The sequence below is a fragment of the Geminicoccus sp. genome, from assembly GCF_036263595.1.
Classification (GTDB): domain Bacteria; phylum Pseudomonadota; class Alphaproteobacteria; order Geminicoccales; family Geminicoccaceae; genus Geminicoccus.
This window is the reverse complement of record NZ_DATAGQ010000075.1, coordinates 1-22,696: the sequence shown is the minus strand read 5'-3', so window position 1 is coordinate 22,696 and position 22,696 is coordinate 1. Positions and strand designations below refer to the sequence as shown.

At 63.5% G+C, this 22,696-nt stretch carries 21 protein-coding genes and 3 pseudogenes; 17 read left to right on the top strand and 7 right to left on the bottom strand.

The features are described 5' to 3' along the window. Positions 1–277 precede the first annotated feature (277 nt). Both VHL31_RS06645 and VHL31_RS06640 read right to left on the bottom strand, forming a co-directional pair. On the bottom strand, positions 278–667 hold the full coding sequence (locus tag VHL31_RS06645) for a type II toxin-antitoxin system VapC family toxin (protein ID WP_329660421.1): 390 nt from the start codon (positions 665–667) through the stop codon (positions 278–280). Continuing rightward, positions 664–906 (bottom strand): AbrB/MazE/SpoVT family DNA-binding domain-containing protein, encoded by a 243-nt coding sequence (locus tag VHL31_RS06640; RefSeq protein WP_329660420.1) that lies wholly within the window; start codon positions 904–906, stop codon positions 664–666. The genes VHL31_RS06645 and VHL31_RS06640 overlap by 4 nt, the downstream gene beginning before the upstream one ends. Positions 907–1,420: 514 nt before the next feature. Between VHL31_RS06640 and VHL31_RS06635 the strand changes: the two genes are divergently transcribed. Genes VHL31_RS06635 through VHL31_RS06610 form a run of 6 tightly spaced genes read left to right on the top strand, consistent with a single transcriptional unit; the run spans position 1,421 to position 8,193 of the window. Then, positions 1,421–2,434 (top strand): ABC transporter substrate-binding protein, encoded by a 1,014-nt coding sequence (locus VHL31_RS06635; protein ID WP_329660419.1) that lies wholly within the window; start codon positions 1,421–1,423, stop codon positions 2,432–2,434. 59 nt (positions 2,435–2,493) lie between these two features. Continuing rightward, entirely contained in the window at positions 2,494–3,996 is a 1,503-nt protein-coding gene (locus VHL31_RS06630) for a sugar ABC transporter ATP-binding protein (protein WP_329660418.1), read from the top strand. Beyond that, positions 3,993–4,940: an ABC transporter permease gene (locus VHL31_RS06625; RefSeq protein ID WP_329660417.1), complete on the top strand. Its 948-nt coding sequence runs from the start codon at positions 3,993–3,995 to the stop codon at positions 4,938–4,940. The genes VHL31_RS06630 and VHL31_RS06625 overlap by 4 nt, the downstream gene beginning before the upstream one ends. An 8-nt stretch (positions 4,941–4,948) precedes the next feature. After that, positions 4,949–5,905: an ABC transporter permease gene (locus tag VHL31_RS06620; protein WP_329660416.1), complete on the top strand. Its 957-nt coding sequence runs from the start codon at positions 4,949–4,951 to the stop codon at positions 5,903–5,905. 3 nt (positions 5,906–5,908) lie between these two features. Further along, positions 5,909–6,949, top strand: coding sequence for a LacI family DNA-binding transcriptional regulator (locus tag VHL31_RS06615; RefSeq protein ID WP_329660415.1), 1,041 nt, complete (start codon positions 5,909–5,911; stop codon positions 6,947–6,949). Next, complete coding sequence (locus tag VHL31_RS06610; protein ID WP_329660414.1) at positions 6,949–8,193, top strand: Gfo/Idh/MocA family oxidoreductase; 1,245 nt, start codon at positions 6,949–6,951, stop codon at positions 8,191–8,193. The genes VHL31_RS06615 and VHL31_RS06610 overlap by 1 nt, the downstream gene beginning before the upstream one ends. A gap of 10 nt (positions 8,194–8,203) precedes the next feature. Here VHL31_RS06610 and VHL31_RS26615 read toward each other — a convergent pair. Then, a pseudogene (locus VHL31_RS26615) lies at positions 8,204–8,287 on the bottom strand (hypothetical protein); the annotation flags it as partial. A gap of 155 nt (positions 8,288–8,442) precedes the next feature. Here VHL31_RS26615 and VHL31_RS06605 point away from each other — a divergent pair. Continuing rightward, positions 8,443–9,447, top strand: coding sequence for a hypothetical protein (locus VHL31_RS06605; RefSeq protein ID WP_329660413.1), 1,005 nt, complete (start codon positions 8,443–8,445; stop codon positions 9,445–9,447). A gap of 126 nt (positions 9,448–9,573) precedes the next feature. On the opposite strand, the gene VHL31_RS06600 is transcribed toward VHL31_RS06605, so the two are convergent. Both VHL31_RS06600 and VHL31_RS06595 read right to left on the bottom strand, forming a co-directional pair. Further along, positions 9,574–9,876 (bottom strand): hypothetical protein, encoded by a 303-nt coding sequence (locus tag VHL31_RS06600; RefSeq protein WP_329660412.1) that lies wholly within the window; start codon positions 9,874–9,876, stop codon positions 9,574–9,576. A gap of 20 nt (positions 9,877–9,896) precedes the next feature. Next, entirely contained in the window at positions 9,897–11,420 is a 1,524-nt protein-coding gene (locus tag VHL31_RS06595; RefSeq protein WP_329660411.1) for an FAD-dependent monooxygenase, read from the bottom strand. 360 nt (positions 11,421–11,780) lie between these two features. On the opposite strand from VHL31_RS06595, the gene VHL31_RS06590 reads away from it, so the two are divergent. The 4 genes from VHL31_RS06590 (at position 11,781) to VHL31_RS06575 (ending at position 15,871) form a co-directional block, all read left to right on the top strand. Then, complete coding sequence (locus VHL31_RS06590; RefSeq protein ID WP_329660410.1) at positions 11,781–13,247, top strand: APC family permease; 1,467 nt, start codon at positions 11,781–11,783, stop codon at positions 13,245–13,247. A gap of 66 nt (positions 13,248–13,313) precedes the next feature. Next, complete coding sequence (locus tag VHL31_RS06585; protein ID WP_329660422.1) at positions 13,314–14,204, top strand: SphA family protein; 891 nt, start codon at positions 13,314–13,316, stop codon at positions 14,202–14,204. Between the two features lie 84 nt (positions 14,205–14,288). Continuing rightward, positions 14,289–15,386, top strand: a complete 1,098-nt coding sequence (locus tag VHL31_RS06580) for an alpha/beta hydrolase (protein ID WP_329660409.1) — start codon at positions 14,289–14,291, stop codon at positions 15,384–15,386. 26 nt (positions 15,387–15,412) lie between these two features. Next, positions 15,413–15,871, top strand: coding sequence for a sensor histidine kinase (locus VHL31_RS06575; RefSeq protein WP_329660408.1), 459 nt, complete (start codon positions 15,413–15,415; stop codon positions 15,869–15,871). Here VHL31_RS06575 and VHL31_RS06570 read toward each other — a convergent pair. Next, positions 15,852–16,459, bottom strand: a pseudogene (locus VHL31_RS06570) (IS5 family transposase); the annotation flags it as partial. The gene VHL31_RS06575 and the pseudogene VHL31_RS06570 sit on opposite strands and share 20 nt — an antisense overlap. Positions 16,460–16,708: 249 nt before the next feature. Between VHL31_RS06570 and VHL31_RS06565 the strand changes: the two are divergent. The 6 genes and pseudogenes from VHL31_RS06565 (at position 16,709) to VHL31_RS06545 (ending at position 21,490) form a co-directional block, all read left to right on the top strand. Further along, positions 16,709–18,139, top strand: a complete 1,431-nt coding sequence (locus VHL31_RS06565; RefSeq protein ID WP_329660407.1) for a hypothetical protein — start codon at positions 16,709–16,711, stop codon at positions 18,137–18,139. A 493-nt stretch (positions 18,140–18,632) separates the two neighbouring features. Next, positions 18,633–19,076, top strand: coding sequence for a transposase (locus VHL31_RS06560; RefSeq protein ID WP_329660406.1), 444 nt, complete (start codon positions 18,633–18,635; stop codon positions 19,074–19,076). A gap of 16 nt (positions 19,077–19,092) precedes the next feature. After that, positions 19,093–19,293 (top strand): annotated as a pseudogene (locus VHL31_RS26875) (IS5/IS1182 family transposase); the annotation flags it as partial. Between the two features lie 172 nt (positions 19,294–19,465). Beyond that, the gene (locus VHL31_RS26870) at positions 19,466–19,585 is read left to right on the top strand and encodes a transposase (RefSeq protein ID WP_414653653.1); all 120 of its coding nucleotides are present in this window, start codon (positions 19,466–19,468) and stop codon (positions 19,583–19,585) included. Between the two features lie 297 nt (positions 19,586–19,882). After that, positions 19,883–20,233 (top strand): hypothetical protein, encoded by a 351-nt coding sequence (locus tag VHL31_RS06550; protein WP_329660404.1) that lies wholly within the window; start codon positions 19,883–19,885, stop codon positions 20,231–20,233. A 258-nt stretch (positions 20,234–20,491) separates the two neighbouring features. Further along, positions 20,492–21,490 carry a Bug family tripartite tricarboxylate transporter substrate binding protein gene (locus VHL31_RS06545; protein WP_414653652.1) on the top strand — a complete coding sequence of 333 codons (999 nt, stop codon included), beginning with the start codon at positions 20,492–20,494 and terminating at the stop codon, positions 21,488–21,490. 191 nt (positions 21,491–21,681) lie between these two features. Here the strand turns inward: VHL31_RS06545 and VHL31_RS06540 are convergent, their stop codons facing one another. Further along, entirely contained in the window at positions 21,682–22,683 is a 1,002-nt protein-coding gene (locus VHL31_RS06540; RefSeq protein WP_414653654.1) for an ABC transporter substrate-binding protein, read from the bottom strand. Positions 22,684–22,696: the final 13 nt, after the last annotated feature.

Genomic DNA, 22,696 nt, shown 5'->3' with positions numbered 1-22,696 from the left:
ATGCCCCGACGTGATTCTACCGGGAGGATCGAGGGGATGTTCCTATCGATGCAGTACAGCAGCTCGACTGCAGGCACGCGGGATTTCGCGATCGCAGTGAACGCGTTCGAGCTGTACATGAAATAAGGCTTGTTGCACTGCTCTGGCTGCTGAGGTCTACGTCCAAGAAATTGATCGGCTTGGCAGCCCCATACCCGTCTGAGAACGAACCTGCTGCATGACAAGGCGTGGCAGGAGCTGCTTCCCGCTTAGAACCGGCAGAGCCGCTTTTGCCCCTTTAGCGGATCACCTCGACGGCGACACCTGCCGCATTGGCGATCTCCGGCCACCGTCGCTCCGCGGTGAGTGCCAAGGCCCCTTCCCGCTTCGCCAGTGCCAGACAGTAGCGGTCACCCAGCGACAAGCCACGCTCCAGCGTGATTGGCCGCAGCATGCCTGCTTCATAGGACAAGGCCATATCGACCGGTACGACGCGGAACGGCAGGGAGCGAAGCAGAGCCTCAATGTCGGTACGTGTGGCACCGAGCTTGGCATAGTGGCTGACGATCTCCGCCAGGTTCACCGCCGACATCAGCGCACCGTCCAGGACCGCTTTCACCCGGTCGGCACCTGGCTCGTCCAACAGCAGGGCGAGCAAGGCAGAAGCGTCAAGCACAACAGCCGTCACTCGGCTTCCGCCTCCTGTGCCCGCTCCGCAAGGAAGGCATCGACCGAGGCGTCAGTCTTGCCAGCCGTGAGCTTGCGGCTCAGCGCCTGGGCACGTGCCACGACCTGGTCGAGCGTGCGCAGCACGATGGCATCACCAGTGTCCTCGACGATGACCTCGCCGCCTTGAGCAAGGCCGTGCCGCTTGCGTAGGTCCGCAGGCAGGCTCACCCGACCATCAGGCATCACCCGGGCTTTCATGGCATCTGCTCCAGTTCATGCCGTAGAAGCCATTATATGGCGCGACAGGCCATTCTTGCCAGAACAACCATTGCCTTGGCTCCTCGACCCAACTGGCAACGCCATCCTTGGTCTTCTTTAGGTGTACCCCAGCAAGGCAACAACACGAGACACCAGAACCTGTCTCAGACAGGTCGTTCTGGGTCATCCGAGACAGTAGCCTGAGCCGATCTAAAGCCTAACGAGACGAGGCCGCTCCCCTGCCTGCTCATCTACGGCGATGCCCATGTTAGCATCCTTAATTAATGTTCGGCATGCAGCTGCACTTAACACGGCTGACAACAGTATGATCATGCTGCCTGCCTTGCCTCCCTTAGAAACAGCTTCTGCCCAGCCATGGAGTGGTGGGAGTGGCAAGCATCATGATTGACGGGCTGCGTAACCGGTTACATTGTCTAGACAGTAGATCAATGGGTTCACTCGCTGCGTGCCATCGATATGGAACGTTGCTGCAACTCGACAAAGGAGGCGCTTCATGAAGATCACCATCCTAGCGGCGGGCCTTGTCGCCCTGATGAGCGGCGCTGCGTTCGCCGAGACGTACAAGATCGGCCTATCGAACGGATGGGTCGGCAGCGAGTGGCGCACCCAGATGATCGAGCAGGCCCAGGCGGCCGCCGAGGCTTGGAAGGACAAGGGCGTCGATATCGAGCTGGTCATCCAGAGCTCGGACGTCGACGCGCAGGGCCAGATCGGCACGGTGCGCAACTTTCTGAACCAAGGCGTCAACGCCATCATCATCAACCCGAACAGCCCAACCGCGTTTGATCCAGTGTTCGCCCAGGCCAAGGAAGCCGGGATCCTGGTGGTCGCGACCGATGCCGAAGTCTCGTCGCCCGATGCCATCTACGTTGGCATCGACCAGAAGGATTGGGCCAGCAAGTCCGCGCAGTGGCTGGCGGACACGTTGGGCGGCAAGGGCAATGTCGTGACCATCAACGGCGTGGCTGGACACCCTGCCAACGAGATGCGGGTCGCCGGCTACCGCGAGGTGTTCGAGAAGTACCCGGACATCAAGGTGCTGAACGAGGCCAACGCCAACTGGGACCAGGCTCAGGGTCAGCAAACCATGCAGAACCTGCTGGCAACCTATCCCGACATCAATGGGGTATGGGTCCAAGACGGCATGGCGGCCGGCGCCTGGCGTGCAATCCAGGCATCCGGCAAGACCGGCGACATCGCGGCGACCGGTGAGATCCGCAAGGACTTCCTGGACCTGTGGTCGGCCGAGAAGCTGAACTCGGGTGCGTCGGTCAATCCGCCCGGCGTGATGGCCAGTGCCTTGAACGTCACCGTGCTGCGGCTGCAGGGCAAGGAGTTCAAGGACGACATCTTTACCGGGCAGTATGGCAACGCGATCTACCTGCCCATCCCGTTCGTCTCCAACGAGAACCTTGCCGATACCCTGAAGGCGGCCGAAGGCAAGCCCGGCTACTGGTCAGTGACGACGGTCGTCTCGCCCGACGAAGCCGCCAAGTTCTTTAAGTAGTTCGATACTTCCTGTCGCGTGACCTGCCTCCTGCGGGTCCGCGATCTCAAGGTCCTGCCATGCCACCTGCCTTGAAAGCCCACGGCGTCACCAAGCAGTTCGACGCGGTGGTCGCCTTGTCGAACGGCGCATTGACCGTGGAGCATGGCGAGATCCATGCCCTGCTGGGCGCCAACGGTTGTGGCAAGAGCACGCTATGCAAAATCATCGCCGGGACGGTGCTGCGGAATGGGGGCAGCATCGAGGTCGACGGTGCACCCCTGGTACCAAAGGGACCAGCCGATAGCGAGGCGGCGGGCATAGCCCTGTTCTACCAGGAGCTTTCACTGGTGCCGCAGCTTACCGTTGCCGAGAACATCTATCTCGGGCACGAGCCACGCACAGCTGCGGGATTCATCGATCACAGCAAGCTCCAGGCCGATGCGAATGCGCTGCTGGAGCAGTTCGCCGCCGTTGCCGGCAGCGGGCTCGCCCTGCACTCGCTGGTGGCGCGCCTATCACCCGATCAACGCCAGATCGTGGAGATCCTGAAGGTACTGGCACGCCGGCCAAGGCTGATCATCTTCGACGAGGCCACGGCTGCGCTCGACCGGCGGCAGGTCGAGTTCTTCTTCAGGATGCTGCGTGCCCTGAAAGCACAAGGCGTCTCGATGATCTTCATCTCGCACCGCCTCGATGAGGTGTTTGAGATCTGCGACCGGATCACCGTCATGCGCAACGGCGAAACGGTGGCGACCTTCTCGACCGCTGAAACCGATATGAATCGAGTTGTCCATGCGATGGTCGGCGAGATGGCGGAGCATTTGCACCCGCCCCACGTCGAACGGCCGCCGGGCGAGGCCCCGCGCCTGATCGTCGAGCACGCCTCGGGTCAGCGCCTGCGCGACGTTTCACTCATGTTATGGCCAGGGGAGATCCTGGGGCTCGGCGGGCTACAGGGCCAGGGCCAGTCAGCGTTGCTGCGCGGCCTGTTCGGTGCCGATCCCCTCGCCTCCGGCACGGTTAGCCTCGGTAACATGGGACTTCGGCTGCGCAAGCCAGCCGACGCCGTCCATCATGGCATCGCCTATATCTCCGGCGACCGCGGGCGCGACGCGGCGCTGCACGGCCGCTCGATCTTCGAGAATATTGCTGCGGCGAGCTTTATCCGGGAACGTCGGGTACTGGTCTGGCCGATCAGGCTGGCCGAGCGCTTCCGGCAGGCGGCAGCATCGCTCAACACCAGGTATCCCGGCCTTGAGGAGCCGATCGGCTCCTTGTCGGGTGGTAATCAGCAGAAGATCTTCATTGCCCGCTGGCTGGCGACCAAGCCTTCGGTGCTGCTGCTCGACGACCCCACCAAGGGCATCGACCTCGCTGCCAAGGCCGATTTCTTCGACCTGGTCCGCGGGCTCGCCGCCGAGGGCACCAGCATCCTGTTCTATAGTTCGGAAGATGCCGAACTTCTCGGCCTCTGCCATCGTATCCTCGTGTTTAACGGCGGTGCGATCTCGGCAGAACTGTCTGGTCAAGCGCTGACGGCCCTCAACCTTACCGGCGCAGCTTACGGAAACGCCGCATGACCGGCATGGCGATGGTGCTGCGCGGGCGCAGCTGGCTGGTGACCTTGGCTGCGCTGCTCGTGCTGGTCGCGGTCAACGGGGTCCTGCAGCCGAACCTGTTCACCGGCAATGTCCTGAAGTCCAACCTGACGGTTTTCCTGCCACTGGTACTGGTCGCCATCGGGCAGACCTATGTGGTGTTGGCTGGAGACATCGATCTTTCGGTGGGGGCGATTATCGCGCTGGTGAACGTGGTGACCGTCGCAGTGATCAACGCTGTCGGCAACGGGGTAGGCGCCGTGCTGCTCGGGGTCACGGCTGGCCTGCTGACCGGAATAGTATCTGGGCTGTTCAACGGCTTTCTCGTGGCGGTGATGCGCTTTCAGCCGATCGTCACGACGTTTGCCACTGGCATCATCTTCAGCGGAATGGCGCTGTGGTTGCTGCCGACGGCGGGGCTGCCGGTGCCGGCAGTCTATTGGCGGACCTATTCGGGAAGTCTGCTCGGCCTGCCGGTCACGCTCTGGATTTTTGCGCTGGCCCTGCTGCTCGTCGCCATCCTGGTGCGGCGGCCGTTTCTGACTCATCTGGCGGCGGTCGGCGGCTCACGGACCGGTGCCTTTCAGACAGGTCTGCCGGTGGCGCGTATCCGCATCCAGGGCTACGTCCTGGCCGGCCTGTTCTCGGCCTTCGCCAGCCTGTGCCTTACCGGCGAGACGGCGAGCGGCGACCCGCTGATGGGGCGGATGCTGGCCTTGTCCTCCATTTCGGCAGTGGTATTGGGCGGCACTGCCCTAGCTGGTGGCTCCGGCAGTGCCTTCGGCTCGGTACTGGGCGCCCTGGTCTTGGGCATGATCGGCAACGTGATTTTCTTTGCCGGCCTGCCCTTCGAGTATCAGACCCTGGTTCAGGGCCTGATCACGCTCGCGGCCTTGGCAGGCGGCATACTCGTGGCACGGCGCTAGAGGTGGTGATGAACCGCATCAAGACCCTCTTGGCCGAACCACTGGTTCTGGCTTCGATCGCCATTCTGGTCCTGCTGGCGGCAGGCGAACTGCTTTCGCCGGGCTTCGCGCGCGGCGACCAGATCACCCGGCTGCTGACCGTCGCGGCCATTTTGGGCATCGCCGCCGCTGGGCAGAGCCTGGTGGTGATCGGCGGACGCGAGGGGATCGACCTTTCGGTCGGTGCTCTGATCTCCTTGGGCGCGCTTACCGCGGGCAACGTCATGAGCGGCTCGAATGGTGCCATCCTGCCGGCGGTTCTGGCTGCTGGCGGCGTGACCTTCGCGATCGGTATCGTCAATGGGCTGGGTGTCACTGCCCTGCGCATTCCACCTTTGGTCATGACGCTCGGCATGATGGGCGTCATCCAGGGTGGCCTCGTTGTGCTTTCCCGCGGCGCGCCATCCGGCAATGCCGCGCCCATGCTCATGAGCTTTGTCAACCAGCCGTTGCTGCTGGGCCTGCCAGGCATCCTGTTCGTCTGGGCGCTGATCGCAGTCGCCATGTGGTTCCTGCTTCGGCGGACCAGCTTCGGCTACGCCGTCTATGCGATGGGCTCCAATGAGCGCGCCGCGGCGCTTACGGGTATGCCCACGTCGCTGCTCCGCACGCTGCTCTATGGGCTTTCCGGGCTGTTCGCCGGGCTCACCGGCGTCTGCGTCATCGGCTACACCGGTAACAGCTTCATCAGCGTCGGCGACCAGTACGTGCTGCCCTCGATCATTGCGGTGGTGATCGGTGGGGTGTCGCTGGCAGGCGGTGCCGGAAACTATTTCGGCGTCATGCTGGGCGCCATCGCGCTGACCCTGCTCCAGAGCGTGCTGACGACGCTGCAGCTTGAGTTCTGGGGACGGCAGATCATCTTCGGCGCCGTGCTGCTGGGCCTGATGCTGCTCTATGGCCGGCAGAAGCAGTTGCGGGTCTAAGCAGTGAGCACGTCTACCATCCGCAGCGTCGCGAAATATGCTGGTGTGTCCACGGCGACTGTTTCGCGAGCTCTGGCCACCCCGGAGGCAGTGCGGCCCGGGACGCGTGAGAAGGTCCTGGCCGCAGTGGCAGCGCTCAACTTCGTGCCGAACGCTCAGGCGGTGCAGTTTCGCCGTCAGGCGACCCGAACAGTGATCCTGCTGGTGCGCGACATCTCCAATCCCTTCTATCTCGACATCTATAAAGGCGTTGAAGAGACCGCGTTCGCGGCTGGCTACCGGGTGCTCATGGGCGATGCCCGCAGCGATGCAGCGCGGATCGAGCATTATGTGGAGATGGTGCGGCGGCGGCAGGCAGACGGGTTGATTCTGATGACGGGATGGCTGCCACCCTCGCTCGCGATGGCACCTGCCCTACCCCCGATCATCGTGGCACTCGAGTTCATCCCGCAGGCCGACCTGCCGACCGTGATGATAGACAACGAGGCGGCGGCAAGGCTCGCCGTCGATCACCTGATCAGGCTCGGCCATCGCCGTATCGTGCACCTGACTGGCCCCCTGCCCGAGCCTATGAGTGCGGGCCGCCACCAAGGCTATCTGGCCGCCCTTGCCGCTGCCGGTATTGCGCCGGATCCGGACCTCACTGTGTACGGCGATTTCCATGTCGCGTCTGGGCGAGCAGGCGTGGTCAACCTCCTGGCCCGCAGGGTCTCCTTCACGGCTCTGTTCGCCAGCAGCGATGCCATGGCGATTGGTGCCATCAACGAGCTGCGGGCGCACGGTCGGCGAGTTCCGGAGGATGTATCGGTGGTGGGCTTCGACGACACGGTATTCGCCGAGGTCAGCGATCCCCCCCTGACAACGATCCGTCAGCACCGCCGCGAGATTGGCGGCAAGGCAATGGAGCTGATGATCGGTATTCTTTCGGGTCGGAAGCCGAAGCCAGCCGGCATCTGTGTCGAGGTCGACCTGGTTCTGCGCGGCACTACCATACCGCCCGCCCACGTCCACCAGCGACACGCCATCTCCAGCGGAGGTACCTGATGAGCACGTTTGAGACCCGTGGGATCCTGCGGGTCGGCTTCATTGGCGCGGGGTTCATCGCCCATTTCCACCTGAAGTCGCTGGTGGGCGTCCGTAACGTCGAGGTCACGGCGGTCTATAGCCCAACGCCTGCCAAGCGACAGGCATTCGCCAATGCAGTGGCGGCGCTGGAACTCGGGACCTGCACGTCTCATGAGAGCCTGGAAGCACTGCTGTCCTCCGGCGAGGTCGACGCAGTCTGGATCCTGTCGCCGAATTACACGCGGCTCCCGACCATGCAGCTGATCGCGGACGCAGTAAGGAACGGGACCTCGCGGGTATTCGCGGTGGCTTGCGAGAAGCCGCTGGCGCGGACGCTGCACGAGGCCAAGGAGATGCTGCGCCTGGCCGAGGAGGCAGGACTTAATCATGGCTACCTCGAGAACCAGCTGTTCTCGACGGCCGTGATCCGCGGCAAGGAGATCATCTGGCGCCGTGCCGTGCCGGCCGCCGGACGGCCTTACTTGGCGCGCGCTGCCGAGGAACACAGTGGTCCACATGAGCCCTGGTTCTGGCGCGGCGATCAGCAGGGCGGTGGCGTTCTCTTGGACATGATGTGCCACTCGGTCGAGGTGGGCCGGTTCCTGCTCACCGCCCCAGGGGCACCTCGCGGTTCACTTGTGCTCAAGAGTGCCACCGGGACGGTGGCCACGCTGAAATGGGCGCGGCCCCGTTATGTCGAGGACCTGAAGCGGCGCATGGGCACGGAGGTGGACTACGCGCGGCGGCCTGCCGAGGACTTTGCTCGCGGGATGCTGATCTTCGTCGATCCAGACGGCCATGAGGTAGTGGTGGAGGCGACCACCTCTTGGGCCTATGTCGGCGCTGGTCTGCGGATCCAGCTGGAACTGCTGGGGCCGGAGTATGCGCTGGAATTTTCCTCCCTGAACACGCCGCTGCGGATCTTCATGTCGCGGCAGGTCACTGGGTCCGAGGGCGAGGATCTGGTCGAGAAACAGAATGCCGAGCAGGGGCTCATGCCGATCCTGGAGGATGAAGCTGGCGTCTACGGCTATACCGACGAGAACCGGCACATGGTGGAGTGCTTCCGGACCGGTCGGCCTCCGATGGAAACCTTCCACGATGGCGTGGCGGTCGTGGAGATGCTGATGGCGCTCTACAAGTCTGCGGAGACGCAACGTACAGTCAACGTGGCCGATGAGGATCTGACCCACTACGTGCCGCTCGTAGCGAGGCCGGAATAGCTGACACGGCCTACGCTTTGAGTTCCGCTTCTGCCTCTCCGATCCGCTGCAAGGCATCACGCAGCGTCGAGCACGGCACCTTGAAGCTCCGGCAGACCGAGGCCTCGGAAGCACCTTGTTCAAGGTACTGGCGATCTGCTCGACCTGCTCATGGCTGAGCGCTGGTGGCCTGCCCCCTCGCCTTTTGGATGGCGATCGACAACAGATGCGGCAGGGAATGCCAATCTTGCGGGCCGAACGCCAAGCATCATGACAATCAGCGCTGCATTGCTTCGGGGCGTGGTCTTGCTGCTGTGTGCGGCATTGTCGGCGGAATTTGTGGCGCGCGCTTTCGGGATAGGTGACCCACCCCTGCTGGTGGATGATCCCCTCACCGAGTACCGATATGCACCTTCGACATCCTATCGCCGGTTCGGGAACGAGATCTCCTACAATCGGTGGTCGATGCGCTCGCCTGATTTTCCTGCTCGGAAGGCCTTCGCCGGCGAGCAGCGGGTCCTCGTGATCGGTGATAGCGTGGTGAATGGCGGGACGTTGACCGATCAGGCGAGCATAGCAACGTCGCTGCTGCAGTCTGCTCTGGGTTCCTCATTCACCGTCGGCAACATTTCCGCCTGGTCGTGGGGTCCGGCAAACCAGCTAGGCTATATCCAAGAGTTCGGTTGGTTCGACGCCGACTTCGTGATCCTGGTCACATCCGTGCGCGATCTTACCGATGTGCCCACCTTTGATGCCGAGCCCGATCCTGACCTCCCCAGGGTCAAGCCGCCCTTTGCTCTTTGGGAGGTGGCAACCCGCTACCTGCCGCGGTACCTGCCGACATTCCGCCTTTCCAGCCCGAAGGCGGCCAGGTCGGGCAGTCGAACCGATCCTGCCCTCGTACAGGCCGCTTCCGCCTCCCTGGCAGCGCTCCTGCGGGAAGCAAAGCACCAGGCTGACGGCAGGGTGGCAATCCTCCATCACCACGCGATCGACGAAGAGGACGACACGGCCAGGCATCTTGCCGGCGTTCTCTCGGCCCTCGCAGCAGATCAGGGCATTGCCGTGCTGGAGATGAACGATGTCCTGGGCAGGGGCGATCAAGCCAGGCACTTCTATCGTGATGACATCCATCTCAGTGCAGATGGGCAAGCTGCCTACGCCACCGTGATGGAATGCGTCGTGCGTGCCTTCGAGGCGGATCAGCCCGTACAGCCATGTGCCAAGCCTGAAGAGGCCGTTCTATGGCCGACGCTGCGTCCTGACCGGAACTGACAGCGAGCCTGACGGGCACTCTCCGTCCGGTTGAGCATGTCCAGATGCATCGAGCGCAGCACCGAACGTATGAAAATCGGCATGCCTGATGTTCCCATACTCGCAGCCCATCGGAGAGGGGTTGTCCTACAACATGAGTGGGGTGTATTGGGGCGACGGGGGAGCGCCCGAGAACGGGTTCGCCCCCGCCCGGGCAATCAGATCAGGGCTGTAGACCGGCAACCGCTCGACGACCCGGCAATGGCGCGCGGCGATGCCGCCGATCCGCGCCGCTGCCAGGTAGGAGTACCGGCTCCCGAGCCCGAGGAAGAACCTGATCGGCGTCCGATCATTGTGCATGCCGATCTGATCCGGCCGCTGATTGCTGCCATAAGCTCCCGGCAGCAGCGCTTCTACCAGGCTCACCTGACCCACTGCCGTGCGCACCATGGCTGCCCCTCACTGCATGGCTAGGCAGCATTCTCTGGCTCATGGGGAATGAGATAGCGCGTAAGATGGGCGTCGAGCGCCGCCAGCCCAGGACCGTCGACCTGGCTCAAGCGGAAGCCGATGATCCCGTCCGGCCGGACGAGCACGGCGCCACCAGTGGGGACTCCGGCACGGGCCGCGTCGAAGCCGGTCGCGATGCCATCCAGGATCTCCACCGTTCCCGTCCAGCGCTCGCGCAGGCGGTCGAGATCGGCTGGACCGAAGACCAGGAGGTGGTGGCCGGTGCCGGCCAGCTTCGTCCGGTCGGGAAAGCGTGTGCCGGAGGCGGGATCGGCCGGTGCCTCGGCGGGCAGGTGCTCGCCCACCAGCGGACTGCCGGCATAGGAGAGGTCAAGCATGGCGCGGCTGCGCTTGACCGCCAGGTCGCGAGCCGCGTCCGGCGCGTCCTGGGCGAGTGTACGGCCCTCGGCGAAGGTCGTCACCAGGGCCATGACTTGCTGGTGCGCTGCGTCGGAGGCCTTAATTACCTGATGATCGGCCAGGCTGCGCTCGATGGCGTAGCTGTCCAAAAGCGTCGGGCGGGCAGCACCACGCAGGACCAGCGCCAGCTTCCAGGCGACGTCGGCAGCATCCATCAGCGCGCTGTTCAGCCCCTCGCCGGCGATTGGGCTGGACAGGTGCCCGGCATCGCCCAGCAAAAAGCGGCGACCTTCGGCGAGCCTGGGCGCCACCCGGCAGTGCATCCGAAAACAGCTGGCCCAGCCCACGTCGTGGATGCCGGCGTCTCGGCCCAGCTGCTTGCTCACCAGCGCATTCAGCCCGGCTTCATCGGGGGGCGTGGTGGTTTCCTCGTCCACGCTCACGAACATGATCCAGTGCTGGTCGGGCAACGGGGCCAGCAGCACGAGGCCTTTTGGGCCGACGAACAGCCTAGCCTCGTCACGCGGCATGGGCAGGCCGGTCTGCACCTCAGCTGCCACGAACTGGCCGCCATAGGTCGAGCCCTCCAGCGACTCATGCATGGAGCTGCGGGTGATGCTGTGTGCGCCGCCAGCGCCCAGCAGGTAGTCCACCGAAAGCCGCTCGACCTGCCCATCCGCATGGCGCAGCGTCACCGCCAGCTTGTCGTGTGCCTCCTCGATAGCGGTCACTTGCACGCCGCGCTCGACGGTGCCGCCCAGGGCTTCCAGATGCTCGGTCAGGATGCGCTCGGTGCGCCATTGCGGCAGGGCGCATTCAAAGGTGTGCGGGCAGTCGATCTCGTCCAGCGTGCTCGCACCGATCTCCTGGAGGGCCGGGCCGATGATCCGCACGCACCGGATCGGCATGCCGATCTGGAGAAAGGGCTCCAGCACGCCGGCACGGCCTAGCACCTCCAACACCGCCGGCTGGATCGCCGTGGCCCGCGCCTCTTTGTGCGGGGTGGCCTGGCGCTCGACCAGGCGCGCGTTCACGCCGTGGCGGGCAAGCTCGCCGGCGGCGAACAGGCCGGCCGGGCCGGCACCGATGATCAGGACATGCTCGGTGGATAATGTGGTGTTCACTGATGTGCCCCGTTGCTGTCCTGGCGGCAGGGGATCATTATTCCCCGAGCGTGGCCAGTTATTTGTGCGCGATCAGGATCACGGATATGGATCGAAAGTATATACAAGATCCGTTTCCGGGTTCTCTCGGCGTTTCGGCTTGTTGATCGAGACCAGACCCGCGCCTCGCCGTCCAAGCTTGTAGACTGATCTTCTCAAGCCATTCAGTAGCTTAGGAGTGGACAGGCCAGACGGTATCGGGCGCCATGATGCGCCCGTGCGCGTGGCCAGTGTATTTACGATTGTGGAGGTTGGGCAAACAATCTACGCCTAGTAAACGCGGCGGATTTCGTCATCGCGGCTCAAGATAGAAGGTGTCGCATGATGAAAACGCCGCATGAAGCGCGCGGTGAAGAACCTGTCGCTGAGGTTGGCGGCTATCGCCAGGAACTGAAGCGGACTCTAGGGTCGTTTCAGGTGTTCGCGGTCTCCTTCGCGTTCATCTCGGTGGCGGTCGGCGTGTTCGGGACCTATGACGATGTGCTCCTGACTGCAGGACCTGTCGGCATCTGGCTTTGGGTGATCGCGGCTGTTGGCCAGACCTTCGTGGCACTGGTCATGGCGCAGTTCGCTGCGCGCATTCCGCTCAGCGGCTCGTCGTATCAATGGGCATCACGGCTGGCCAACCCGAGGATTGGCTGGTGGTTCGGGCTGATGAGCTTCTGCTACCTGGGCATCGGCGTGGTCGCGGTGGACAACGCGCTGGCAAGCCAGGCGTTCATGCCACTGGCCGGCATGGAGCCGGACGAGCAGACCGCCCGATGGATCACGCTCGTCATCCTGCTCGTCCAGGCCGTGCTGACCATCGTCTCGACGCGCATCGTCGGCATGATCAACGGGGCCGCCGTCGGGATCGAGGTAGCGATTGTCATCCTGCTCGTCGTCCTGCTGTCGATCGCGGTGCCGCTCACTGGCCTGGGCTCCCTCGACAACCTGACCTCGCGTGGGGTTGCCGCTGCCGACGTCGACTATTTCGCGGTCGGCGGCGGCGTGATGCTCGCCATGCTGATGGGACTCGCCACACTTACTGGCTTTGATGCTGCGGCCAACCTCGCCGAGGAGGCCAAGGACCCTTTTCGCAGCGTCCCACGCGCGATCGTCGGCTCGGTGGTCGCCGCTGGCGTGCTGGGACTGCTGTTCCTCGTGGCGCTCACCATCGCGATACCGGACGTCGCTCGGATCAGCGCCAGCAGGTCGCCGGTAGCCGAAATCATGCAAGATCAGCTCGGGCCGGTCATGAAGACGGCCCTGATGGTCGCGATCACCTTTGCCTTTTTCGCTGCCGGCATGGTGACGATGGCAACCGCGGCAAGGCTCGTCTACGCGATGGCGCGTGACGGCCGCTTTCCTGCATCCCGATGGATGAGCCGCGTCCATCCGCGCACCCGGACGCCGATCCCGGCGACGATCCTGATCTTTGTGGGTGGCGTTTTGCTGATGCTGGCCTTGCCCGGCGAAGCGATGCTCCAGCTGATCACGGCATCGACGATCCTGCCGATCATGAGCTATGGCGCGACGGTCGTTCTCTACCTGGCCGTGCGGAAGAAACTCGACCGAAAGGTTGGCGCGTTTGATCTCGGGGCATTCGAAGTTCCCGTCGCGGTCATCGCGCTGGTCTGGCTGATCGGGGCGCTGTTCGTGCTCGTCACGCCGGCGGCTGCGCTGGTTCCTGTCCTGATCGTCGTCGGACTGCTGGTCGTGGGCGGCATGTATTTCCTGGGCCTGTTGATGTTCAACAGCGCCGTCCTCCTGGCCGAGCCGCCTACCAGTTCTGTGGTCACGCCTTGATTTCGCAAGGCTTCCGCCAAGTCCCATCACTGGCCTCACGGCCACCGGAAAGTGAGCGTCGTGACCATGCTGACGAACGCGTTCAAGTCCCTGCCTGGGACCGCGGCACTGTTGGGTGCAGTTCTGACCCTCCCAATGTCGAACCTGTCGCTTGCAGACGAAGGGGGAGCAAGCCTGTACCTGCCGGGCTCGTACGCAAGCCTGGCAGCGGTGCCGGGCGAGCCCGGATGGTCGATCGCCTTGAGCTACTACCACTCGAACGCGTCCATTTCCGATGTGTCCGAGACCGCGGATATTGCCTACGGTGCGGTGAGCTATGCGTTCGCGACGCCGGTGCTCGACGGACAGCTGGCGCTCAGCCTGGTCGGCGCATTCGGGGAGATGTCGGTCACTGTCGGTGACACGGAGGATTCCCGGCTGGGCTTCATGGACGTCGGCCCGGCGGCGGCCCTTCGGTGGAACTCGGGGGTGAACAACTATCTGGTCTACACGCTCACCAATGTACCAGTCGGCACGTACGATCAATCCCGGCTCGCCAACTTCAGCATCGAACACTGGGGCCAGGATGCCGGTGTTGGTTACACCTATTTTGATCAGAAAACTGGCTACGAGTTTTCGGCAGTTGGTGGTCTTACCTACAACTTCGAGAACACCAAAACCAACTATCAGAACGGCATCGATGCCCACATCGATTTCGCGGCGTCGAAGTTCATAGCGAACAAGTTCCAGTTCGGTGTGGTTGGCTATTACTACCAGCAGCTGACCCCCGATCGGGGTGAAGGTGCTACTCTTGGTGACTACAAGTCCCGCGTCGCCGCATTGGGGCCGCAGGCCGGCTACCTGTTTCCGGTCGGTGACGAACAAGGCTACATCAATCTGAAAGCCTATCGCGAGTTCGCCGAAGAAAACCGACCGGCAGGATGGAACCTTTGGCTGACGGTCTCGATCTCCATGTAAATAGCTTGCGGGGCTTCCCGCGGGTAAAGGTTTCAGTTCTACTCGATCGTGAAAAGCGTCGCCCCGGCGCGATAGGAAATAGCCATGGCCCTGACCTGCCGGATCGCGGTACTCGCGCTGAGTTGCTTGTTTGCACCCCCGATGTTGGTTCAGGCGCAGGATGTCACGGCTGCGGACGCAGCGCTGAACGCAGCCAACGCCAAGGCCGGGCCTCGCGTTACGCCGGCCAAGACCATCCCCGTTCCAACCAATCTGGGGCCGGCTGCGGCAGCGTTGATCGCGGCGCCCTACGGACAGCCGGCTTGGAATGCTGTCCCGGCCACCCCGGATGCGTGGCGGGCGCGCGTCAAGATGCTGGCTGACGCGGCGCTGCCGGACTTGGCGAAAGCGCGCGAGATGCTGGGCGTCACGATCGAGCCAACGGTCATTGGCGGGGTGAAAGGCTTCATCCTCACGCCGAAAACCATACCGGAGGCGCACCGAAACCAGCTGATCATCAACGTGCATGGCGGCGGTTACGTCGATGGGCCGGGCGAGTCGGGCACGCTTGAGGCGATGCTGATGGCCGCCTATGGCGGCTACAAGGTTATCGAGTTCGATTACCGCATGCCGCCTGATGCGCCCTATCCGGCGGCCATGGATGACGCAATGGCAGTCTGGAAAGCAGCGCTGGCGATGAACGATCCCAGCCGCATGGCGATTGTCGGCTCGTCAACGGGCGGTGGGATGACGCTCGCGATGATCTTGCGGGCCAAAGCGGAGGGGCTGAGGCTGCCAGCGGCCATCGCGGCAGGCACGCCCTGGGCGGACCTGACGGAGACGGGCGACAGCTACAAGACCAATGAATGGGTGGACAACGTCCTGGTCCGTTATCGCGGCTACCTGGCGGAGGCGGCCCTGTTGTATGCCAACGGTCATGATCTCAAGGACCCGCAGCTCTCGCCCATCTACGGGGATTTCCACGGGTTCCCGCCGACGATCCTGACGACAGGCACGCGCGACTTGTTCCTCAGCAACACGGTTCGCACCCACCGCAAGCTGCGTCAGGCCGGGGTTCCTGCGGTGCTGCAAGTCTTTGAAGGCATGTCGCACGCGCAGTACCTGTTCGATCCGGCAGCGCCGGAAACGAAGGAGGCGATCACGGAGATTGCAGCGTTCCTGGATCAGTATCTGGCGAAATAGCATGCCCAGCCGTCGCGCTTGAGGCGGTGGCCAATGTTCAGGACCTTTGGCCGCCGATCAGCTCTCTACGTGGCCGTGGCTCGTTTGATGCCTTGATCGGTACCTACGACCTGTCCTTGCCGGGCCAGGTGCGGCCCGACCTGCAGGAGCTGGCCTCTCGGGTATCCACCATGCTGGGCAGTGAGGCGGTGACCGTCGAGCCAAGTCCAGGCGTTACCCTGGTGCCCATCCAGGTCATGCCGCTGAGCATGATCCTGCACGAGCTTGGCACCAACGCCATCAAGCACGGTGCCTTGTCATCAGCAGGTGGACGGGTGCGGCTAGGATGGACGCTGAACGGCGAAGAGGACGAGCAGGTCCTGACGCTGCATTGGCGGGAGGAAGGCGGGCCGGTGGTGCAGCAGCCGACCTCGCAGGGCTTCGGCACCAGGCTGATCAACGGTGCGGCACGCGATCTAAGAGCGCCTACCAGAACCACCGTTTGACGAACTTGAGGCAGATGAGGTTGGCGGCGAGCAGGTGGAATCCGGTGAGGATATCGAGGCGCCGCTCGTAGCGGACGGTGAGGCGGCGGAAGCGGCTGAACCAGGCCAGGGTGCGCTCGACCACCCACCTGTGCCGACCCAGTCGCTGGCTGCTGTCGATGCCGCGCCGAGCGATCCTGGGCTCGATCTTGCGCCGGCGCAGGGCACGACGACAGTGCGCGAAGTCGTAGCCCTTGTCGGCGTGCAGCTTGTCGGGTCGCTTCCTTGGCCATCCGACGCACTGCTGGAGCGGCAACACGGCGTCGATCAGCGGCTCGAGGAGCTTGCTGTCGTGCCGGTTGGCCGGTGTGAGGATCAGCGCGAGTGGGATGCCGTTGGCATCGGTGAGCAGATGACGCTTCGAGCCCGGCCTGCCGCGGTCCGTGGGGTTCGGCCCGATCGCGTCGCCCCCCTTTTCGCCGCAAACGAGGCGCTGTCGATGCAGGCCCGGCCCCAGTCGATCGCGTTGGCCTTGCCCAGCCGATCGAGCAGCACCCGGTGCAGCCGGATCCATACTCCAGCAGTCTGCCAGTCCCGCAACCTGCGCCAGCTCGCCTTCGCCTTCCTCCAGCACCTGCGGCTGGGGGGAAAAACGTACCGCCACCCCACCAGAGCCCGGACCGCCGCCAAGGCCCAGCTTGCCCGCCATCCGGCAGCGGATCCTGACGGCAATCAGCCGTGTCTTGTTGCGCTGCCCCCAACTGCCAGCAGCGCCTCCACTATCACCTCCGACTATGAACATGGCAGAGTAGTGCTAAGACCTGCTAGTTCATCAGGGCCACCATGAAGGGGATATGAATGTCGGCCCATCGATTTGCTCGGTTGCTGGTCCTCTCACTCGCCGGTTCGATCGCATTGACAGCTTGTTGGGTCGAGACGGTCGCGGCGGACGCATCGAGCTCTGGAGACTACCTGACGCAACTGTCCGGTCTGAAGCAGCTGAGCGTCGATGGTGCTGATCAAGCCGCCGTTTACGTGGACGCGGAAGGTGATGCGACGGGCATCGTCGGCGACAAATACTTCACGACCACCCAAAGGCCCGACGCGTTTCGCGTAAGCGTTCGCAAATGCGAGGGAAATGAAAATCCACCGGTTTGGCTTCGGTACTACGATGGTCCAAACATGTTCGCGAAGGACACGTTCACCGAAATCTCCTTCGACATACCGGTACCCATCGAAGGTCTTCCCGAGAACTTCAATCAGCAAAGCCTGTGGGATCAGATGTCAATCCTCCAACCGGAGCCTGTCTTCGCTGACCTTTCACCCACGTTTTGCGGCTTCTCCAGCTCGAAAACCGTGTGGGCGAACGGCGGCTTCAACTTCGAGGTCGTGGCGGGCAACTCCGGCTTCGATGTCGGCGACGCGAGCCCGACCACGGCATGGAATTCGCCTTGGAACGCCGCCTTCAACGACACGCCGTATCATGGCTTCACCAGCTATCCGATCATGGCCATCGGCAACGGCGCCGGTGGTCTTCCGGCCGGCTATGCTTTCCGATCGAAAAGCACCGCGCGAGACGATGACTCCGATCCCAAGTCGGTCGTGCACGCCCGATACACTCTGCTGATCGATCAGCAGACGGTGATCCTTGAGCTCATGTATGATGGAGCGAAGTCGACCTACGCCGTCCCTCAGAAGCTCTTTAAGAACAAGTTCCTGCCGAAGGTCGTCGACACCGGCTATATGGCCGCCGACGACAAGCAGATCGGGCAAGTGAATGATTTTATCTGGCGCTGGATGTTGTTCACCAACACGCTGACGATCCAAAAGCCCGCCTCCCCCGATGGCGCTCCGATCCAGGTGGACGATTTAGCGAAATATTTTCCGAAGAAGAGCAGCTACGATAACATCAGGTCGCGTGTTTCGGGCTTCGACGGCGTCAACAATCCAGATGCTTTCGAGAACACGTTGCTCTGCGGTCAGGGATTTGAGATGTACGGGACCCTGTTCGAAAACCGGGCGTTCTTCGCGGTGGCCGACTATGTCAAGTGGCTTGAAGCCGAAGCCGACAAGCGCGACACGCGATATCCACTGTGGCGTTGCATCGCGGCCGTCGCCAAATCGCGTGAAAGCCGGTGCGTCAGCTCCGGCTCGGAGGCGAACGCGGCGGGTGAGAACTGGAACGTCGTGATGGGCTACATGGACGACCAGTACCCGAAGGAATGCGACAGCGCGGATCCTGAGACGAAGGCCATCATCGCGAATACGCGCGGCGCGACGGTTCCGTAGCTGCTTCCCGTGCAAGGACGGCGCGGGCCCGCGCCGCTGTGAGCCAACGATGCGGCAGTGCTGAGCGAACCTCCGCGCTGGAGAGGTTCGAAGAGCTTGCGCGGGCAGATCCGAAGCGGGCCGCGCATGGCGGGCGGGGGTCTCCAGCGACATCGACCTGCTCGGAGGGTCCGGCGACGACACGCTCACCGCCTCCTACGTGAGCGAACGGGACGGTGCCACCATCCATGTTCTCGACGAGCCGAGCGGGGGGCTGAGCGCCGGAAACAACGAGGTCGCCGCGGTCGCGGACACGAAACGTGGTTGGGCGACGACGACCGTCCGTTTGGCGACCGCGAGTGCCAATGGCTCCCTCGCCGGAGATCAGGGAGATAACTCCGTCGACATCCAGAGCACGACAGGGAACGGATCGGCCCTGGGAGACTGCCGCGAAACCCTAGCCTTGGCCGTGCTGCTGTGATTCGATCCTGCCAATCAGGATGGGAGGCGGCCGGTGGTGCGCAAGGCGGTGGGTCAGGTGAGCCTGGTGGAGGCGCTGCTGCCGGCGGCCTTTGGCAGCAACCTGCGCCTGGAGCGGGTCAGGGCGCAGGTCGACTGGGCACTGATCGAGGCGACGCTGCAGCCGATGCGCCTAGCATCGACGGGGCGGCCGGCTTACCCGCCCTTGGTCCAGATCAAGGTGCTATTGCTCCAACAGTGGTATCGGCTGTCCGATCGGGATCTGGAAGAAGACCTGGCCGACCGGCTGAGCTTTCGGCGCTTTTGCGGGCTTGGCCTGGAGGATGCGGTGCCAGATGCCACGACGCTTTCCCGGTTCGACCTGGCCGAGGCGGGGCCTGGCGGAAGCGGTGTTCGACGCGCTGAACGCGCAACTCGAACAGCGCGGCCTCGTCATCAAGGCGGGCACGCTGATCGATGCGACCTTGGTCGAGGCTGATGTGAAGCGGCCGCCGATGCGCGATGGCGAGGTATCGGAGCGCGATCCAACAGTCGGCTTCACCCGCCGAGGGCAACGCAGCTTCTTCGGCTACAAGGCCCATCTGGCGGTGGACCAAGGCTCCGACCTGATCCGCAAGGCGATCCTTACCAGCGCCGACATCGGCGAGAGCATCGCTGCCGATGCCCTCATCTGTGGTGACGAGGCGGCGGTGCTGGCGGACAAGGCCTACGAGTCGCTGGAAAGACGGGAGGCCCTGGCCGAGATCGGCATCACCGACCGGATCGTGCACCGCCGGCATCAAGCCAAGCGCCAGCCGAGCTGGCACAAGTGGATGAACCTCGCGATCACGCCGCTGCGCGGCCAGACCCTTGAAGATCTTCGGCACCATGAAGCGCCGCTACCTGTACCAGCACGTGCGCTACCGCGGCCTGATCCGCAACCGCTGCCAGCTCTGGCTGCTCTGCACGGCCATGAACCTGCGAAGGGCTGATCAACTCGCCGGCTGACCGGCATCGAGGGGACGACACCGCCGATCTCACCTCGACAGACAGTGGATTGGGCAGCTGTCACACCCCACAGGCACCCGCCGATCCGCCACGTTCTACCGCCAAGCTACGAACCTCGGGCTTTCGCGCCAGTCTCCATGGCGAGCGTCCAACTGGCTGATTGAGTGTTCTTCAAACCAATGGAGAACATGCCGGACCCACATAATGTCCGCCGGGACGACCTTCAGCGCCCGGGCAGGCCCAATTGGTTGACAATCTACTAGCCTGCGTGTGCTTTTGCGCATCTGGGAGGAAGACATGAGGCGCAGGACGACGATGGCGCTCGGTCTGACGGTTGCCACCACCACGCCCTTGATCTCCTTGACGACACCAGCACTCGCCAGGACGTACGCCCCAGATGAAGGCGAGGAGACTGCTCCCGGTGTTCGGGTGGTGGAGCTCGGCACGCAGGACTCGATGATCTCCGCCTACAAGACCCTCATGCTACGGGATGTCGTGTTTCAGCCTGGAGCAGCTATTCCAGAAAAGCCAATGGACCACGACATGGTCTGCCATATCACTGCGGGTGAGTTCAAGATTACGCAGGGAGATATAAAGTTCATGCTCAAGGAAGGTGACATGTACACTTGCGGTAAGGGCAAGCCATAGTCATCGACCAACACAGGTAATACAGTGGGGGCTCATCGGAGCGCTATCTTGATGTCGGCCTAACGGGCAACAGTCTGCTTCAAGCCACCTCCACCTATTCTTCGAAATATTCTGCCAGACCCAGCCACAAGGACCGACATGGCAAGGCAGGGCGGCGATACGGCTGGGCCACTGGGGTGCAGGTGGTACGGTGTGCGGAAGGTGACGCCGTCCTGTCACCTCCGTTGAGTGGGGCGGCACACATAACCAGGAGTCGCTATGTCAGCGTCACGTTCTATCCTGCGCCGGCGTGCGGTGCTGGGGCTTGGTACGCTGATGGTGTCCGGCGGCTGGGTGCCGGCACCAGCCGAGGCTCAAGCTCCGTATCCGAGCCGGCCCGTGACACTCGTTGTGCCATTCTCCGCCGGGGGATCGACTGATCTCGTGGCACGCCTCATCGCCCAGGAGATGACCGGTCATCTGGGCCAGCAGATCATGGTCGAGAATCGTGGTGGGGCCGGCGGCACCATCGGGTCGGCCGCCGTGGCCAGGGCCGTGCCCGACGGCTACACGATCCTGATGGCGACGGTGGCGACGCACGCGCTCAATCCGCTGCTCTACAAGACGATTCCCTATGACCCCGTGCGGGACTTCACCCCGATCTCATTGTTGGCCCGCTTCCCCAGCGTGCTGGTCGTGCATCCCGCCGTTGCCGCCAACAACGTCCAGGAGCTGATCGACCTGCTCAAGGCCAACCCAGGCGAATACAGCTATGCGTCCGCAGGCAACGGCACCCCCTCCCACCTCTCGGGCGAAATGTTCAAGAGCATGGCCGGGGTCGACATGTTCCATGTGCCCTACAAGGGGGCGGGGCCGGCACTGGTCGACGTCATGGGTGGCCACGTGCCGATCATGTTCGACAACCTGCCGCCGTCGCTGGAACATATCCGGGCCGGCACGCTGCGCGGCCTTGGCGTCACCAGCAAGGAGCGTGCGCCCACGATCCTGGAACTGCCGGCCGTCGATGAGACCTTGCCCGGATACGAGATCTATTCCTGGAATGCCCTCTTCGCCCCGGCCGGCACGCCTCAGTCGATCATCCGGCGGCTGCATGGTGCGGCATTGGCAGCGGTCAAGGATCCCGAGGCCGCCACAAGGCTCAAGGAGCTGAGCGTGACCGCGGTCGGCTCGACACCTGAGGAACTCGCGACCTACCTCAAGACCGAGCTTACCAAGTGGGCGCCTATCATCCAGACGTCTGGCGTCCAGCTCGACTGAGCTCAAGGGCAGCGACCTTCTCGGCATCATTCACCTGTTTCGATGATGCCCCTTCTGGCGCGTGCTCCAGCCGATTCCGGCCCTGCGCACCGTCAACACCGTTCATCGCACCATATTCGCCACGCTCCAGACGGCCGCGATCCCCAAGAGGGTGGCCTATCAAATGGGTCTTTCATGAGAGGGGCTGATCCCTAGCCTCCCGCCGCCTCGACAAATCGATCGGTGAAGGTCGCGCTCAGGTCGATCTTGGCACTGGCCAGTTCCGGATCGAACTGACTGAGCATGTTATAGGCGCTCTGCATGCCCTGCGGCGGGATGATGCCGGTCCGGCTGTAGGTCTCCTTGCTGGCAGCAACCGCCCGCAGATAAAGGTCCTTGTCGCCGAGGTAATAAGCTTCGGGCACCGTGGCCGCGACGTCCTTCGGGGTAGCCGTCGCCAGCCAGTCCAGTGCCCTCTTAAACGCGGTGACGAGTGCCTGGACCGTGTTCGGGTTGGCCTCGATGAAATCGTTCTTCAGGTATAGAACCGCCGCCGGGTTGGAGCCGCCGAAGATCTCCTTCGTCCCGGACTCCGTGCGTGCATCAGCCAGGATCACGATGGTGTCGTCGGCTTCCAGCTTGGAGATCACCGGATCGAGATTGACGATGGCCTCGACCTCGCCCTGCTGCATCGACGCGACAGCACTCAGGCCGGCACCTACCCCGATGAAGGCCGCCTGCGCCGGATCCGCCCCGGCTTTGGCCATGAGGTAGTTGACGAAGAAGTTCGTCGACGAACCAGGTGCGGTCACACCCACGTTGCGACCGACGAGATCGGCTGGCGACTTGATCTCGCCCGCCAGCTCCTTCTTCACGGCCAGCACGATGCCCGGGAAACGGCCGAGCTCGATGACGGCCTTGATGTCCTGTCCCTTGGCCTGCATGCGGATGGTGTGCTCGTAGGCACCGGCCACCACATCGACCGAGCCACCGATCAGCGCCTGCAGCGACTTCGCACCACCCCCGAAATCGTTGATCGTGACGTCGAGACCCTCCTCCTTGAAGAAGCCTTTCTGCTCGGCAATCGTCAGCGGGAGGTAGTAGAGCAGGGGCTTGCCGCCCACGCCCAGGGTGATCGAGGTCTGCTCGAGTTCGGCGGCACGCGCCGGGGCCACCAGATGGAAGGCGGCGGCAACGGCCAGGGCCGCGCCCAGGACCGTTCTGCGG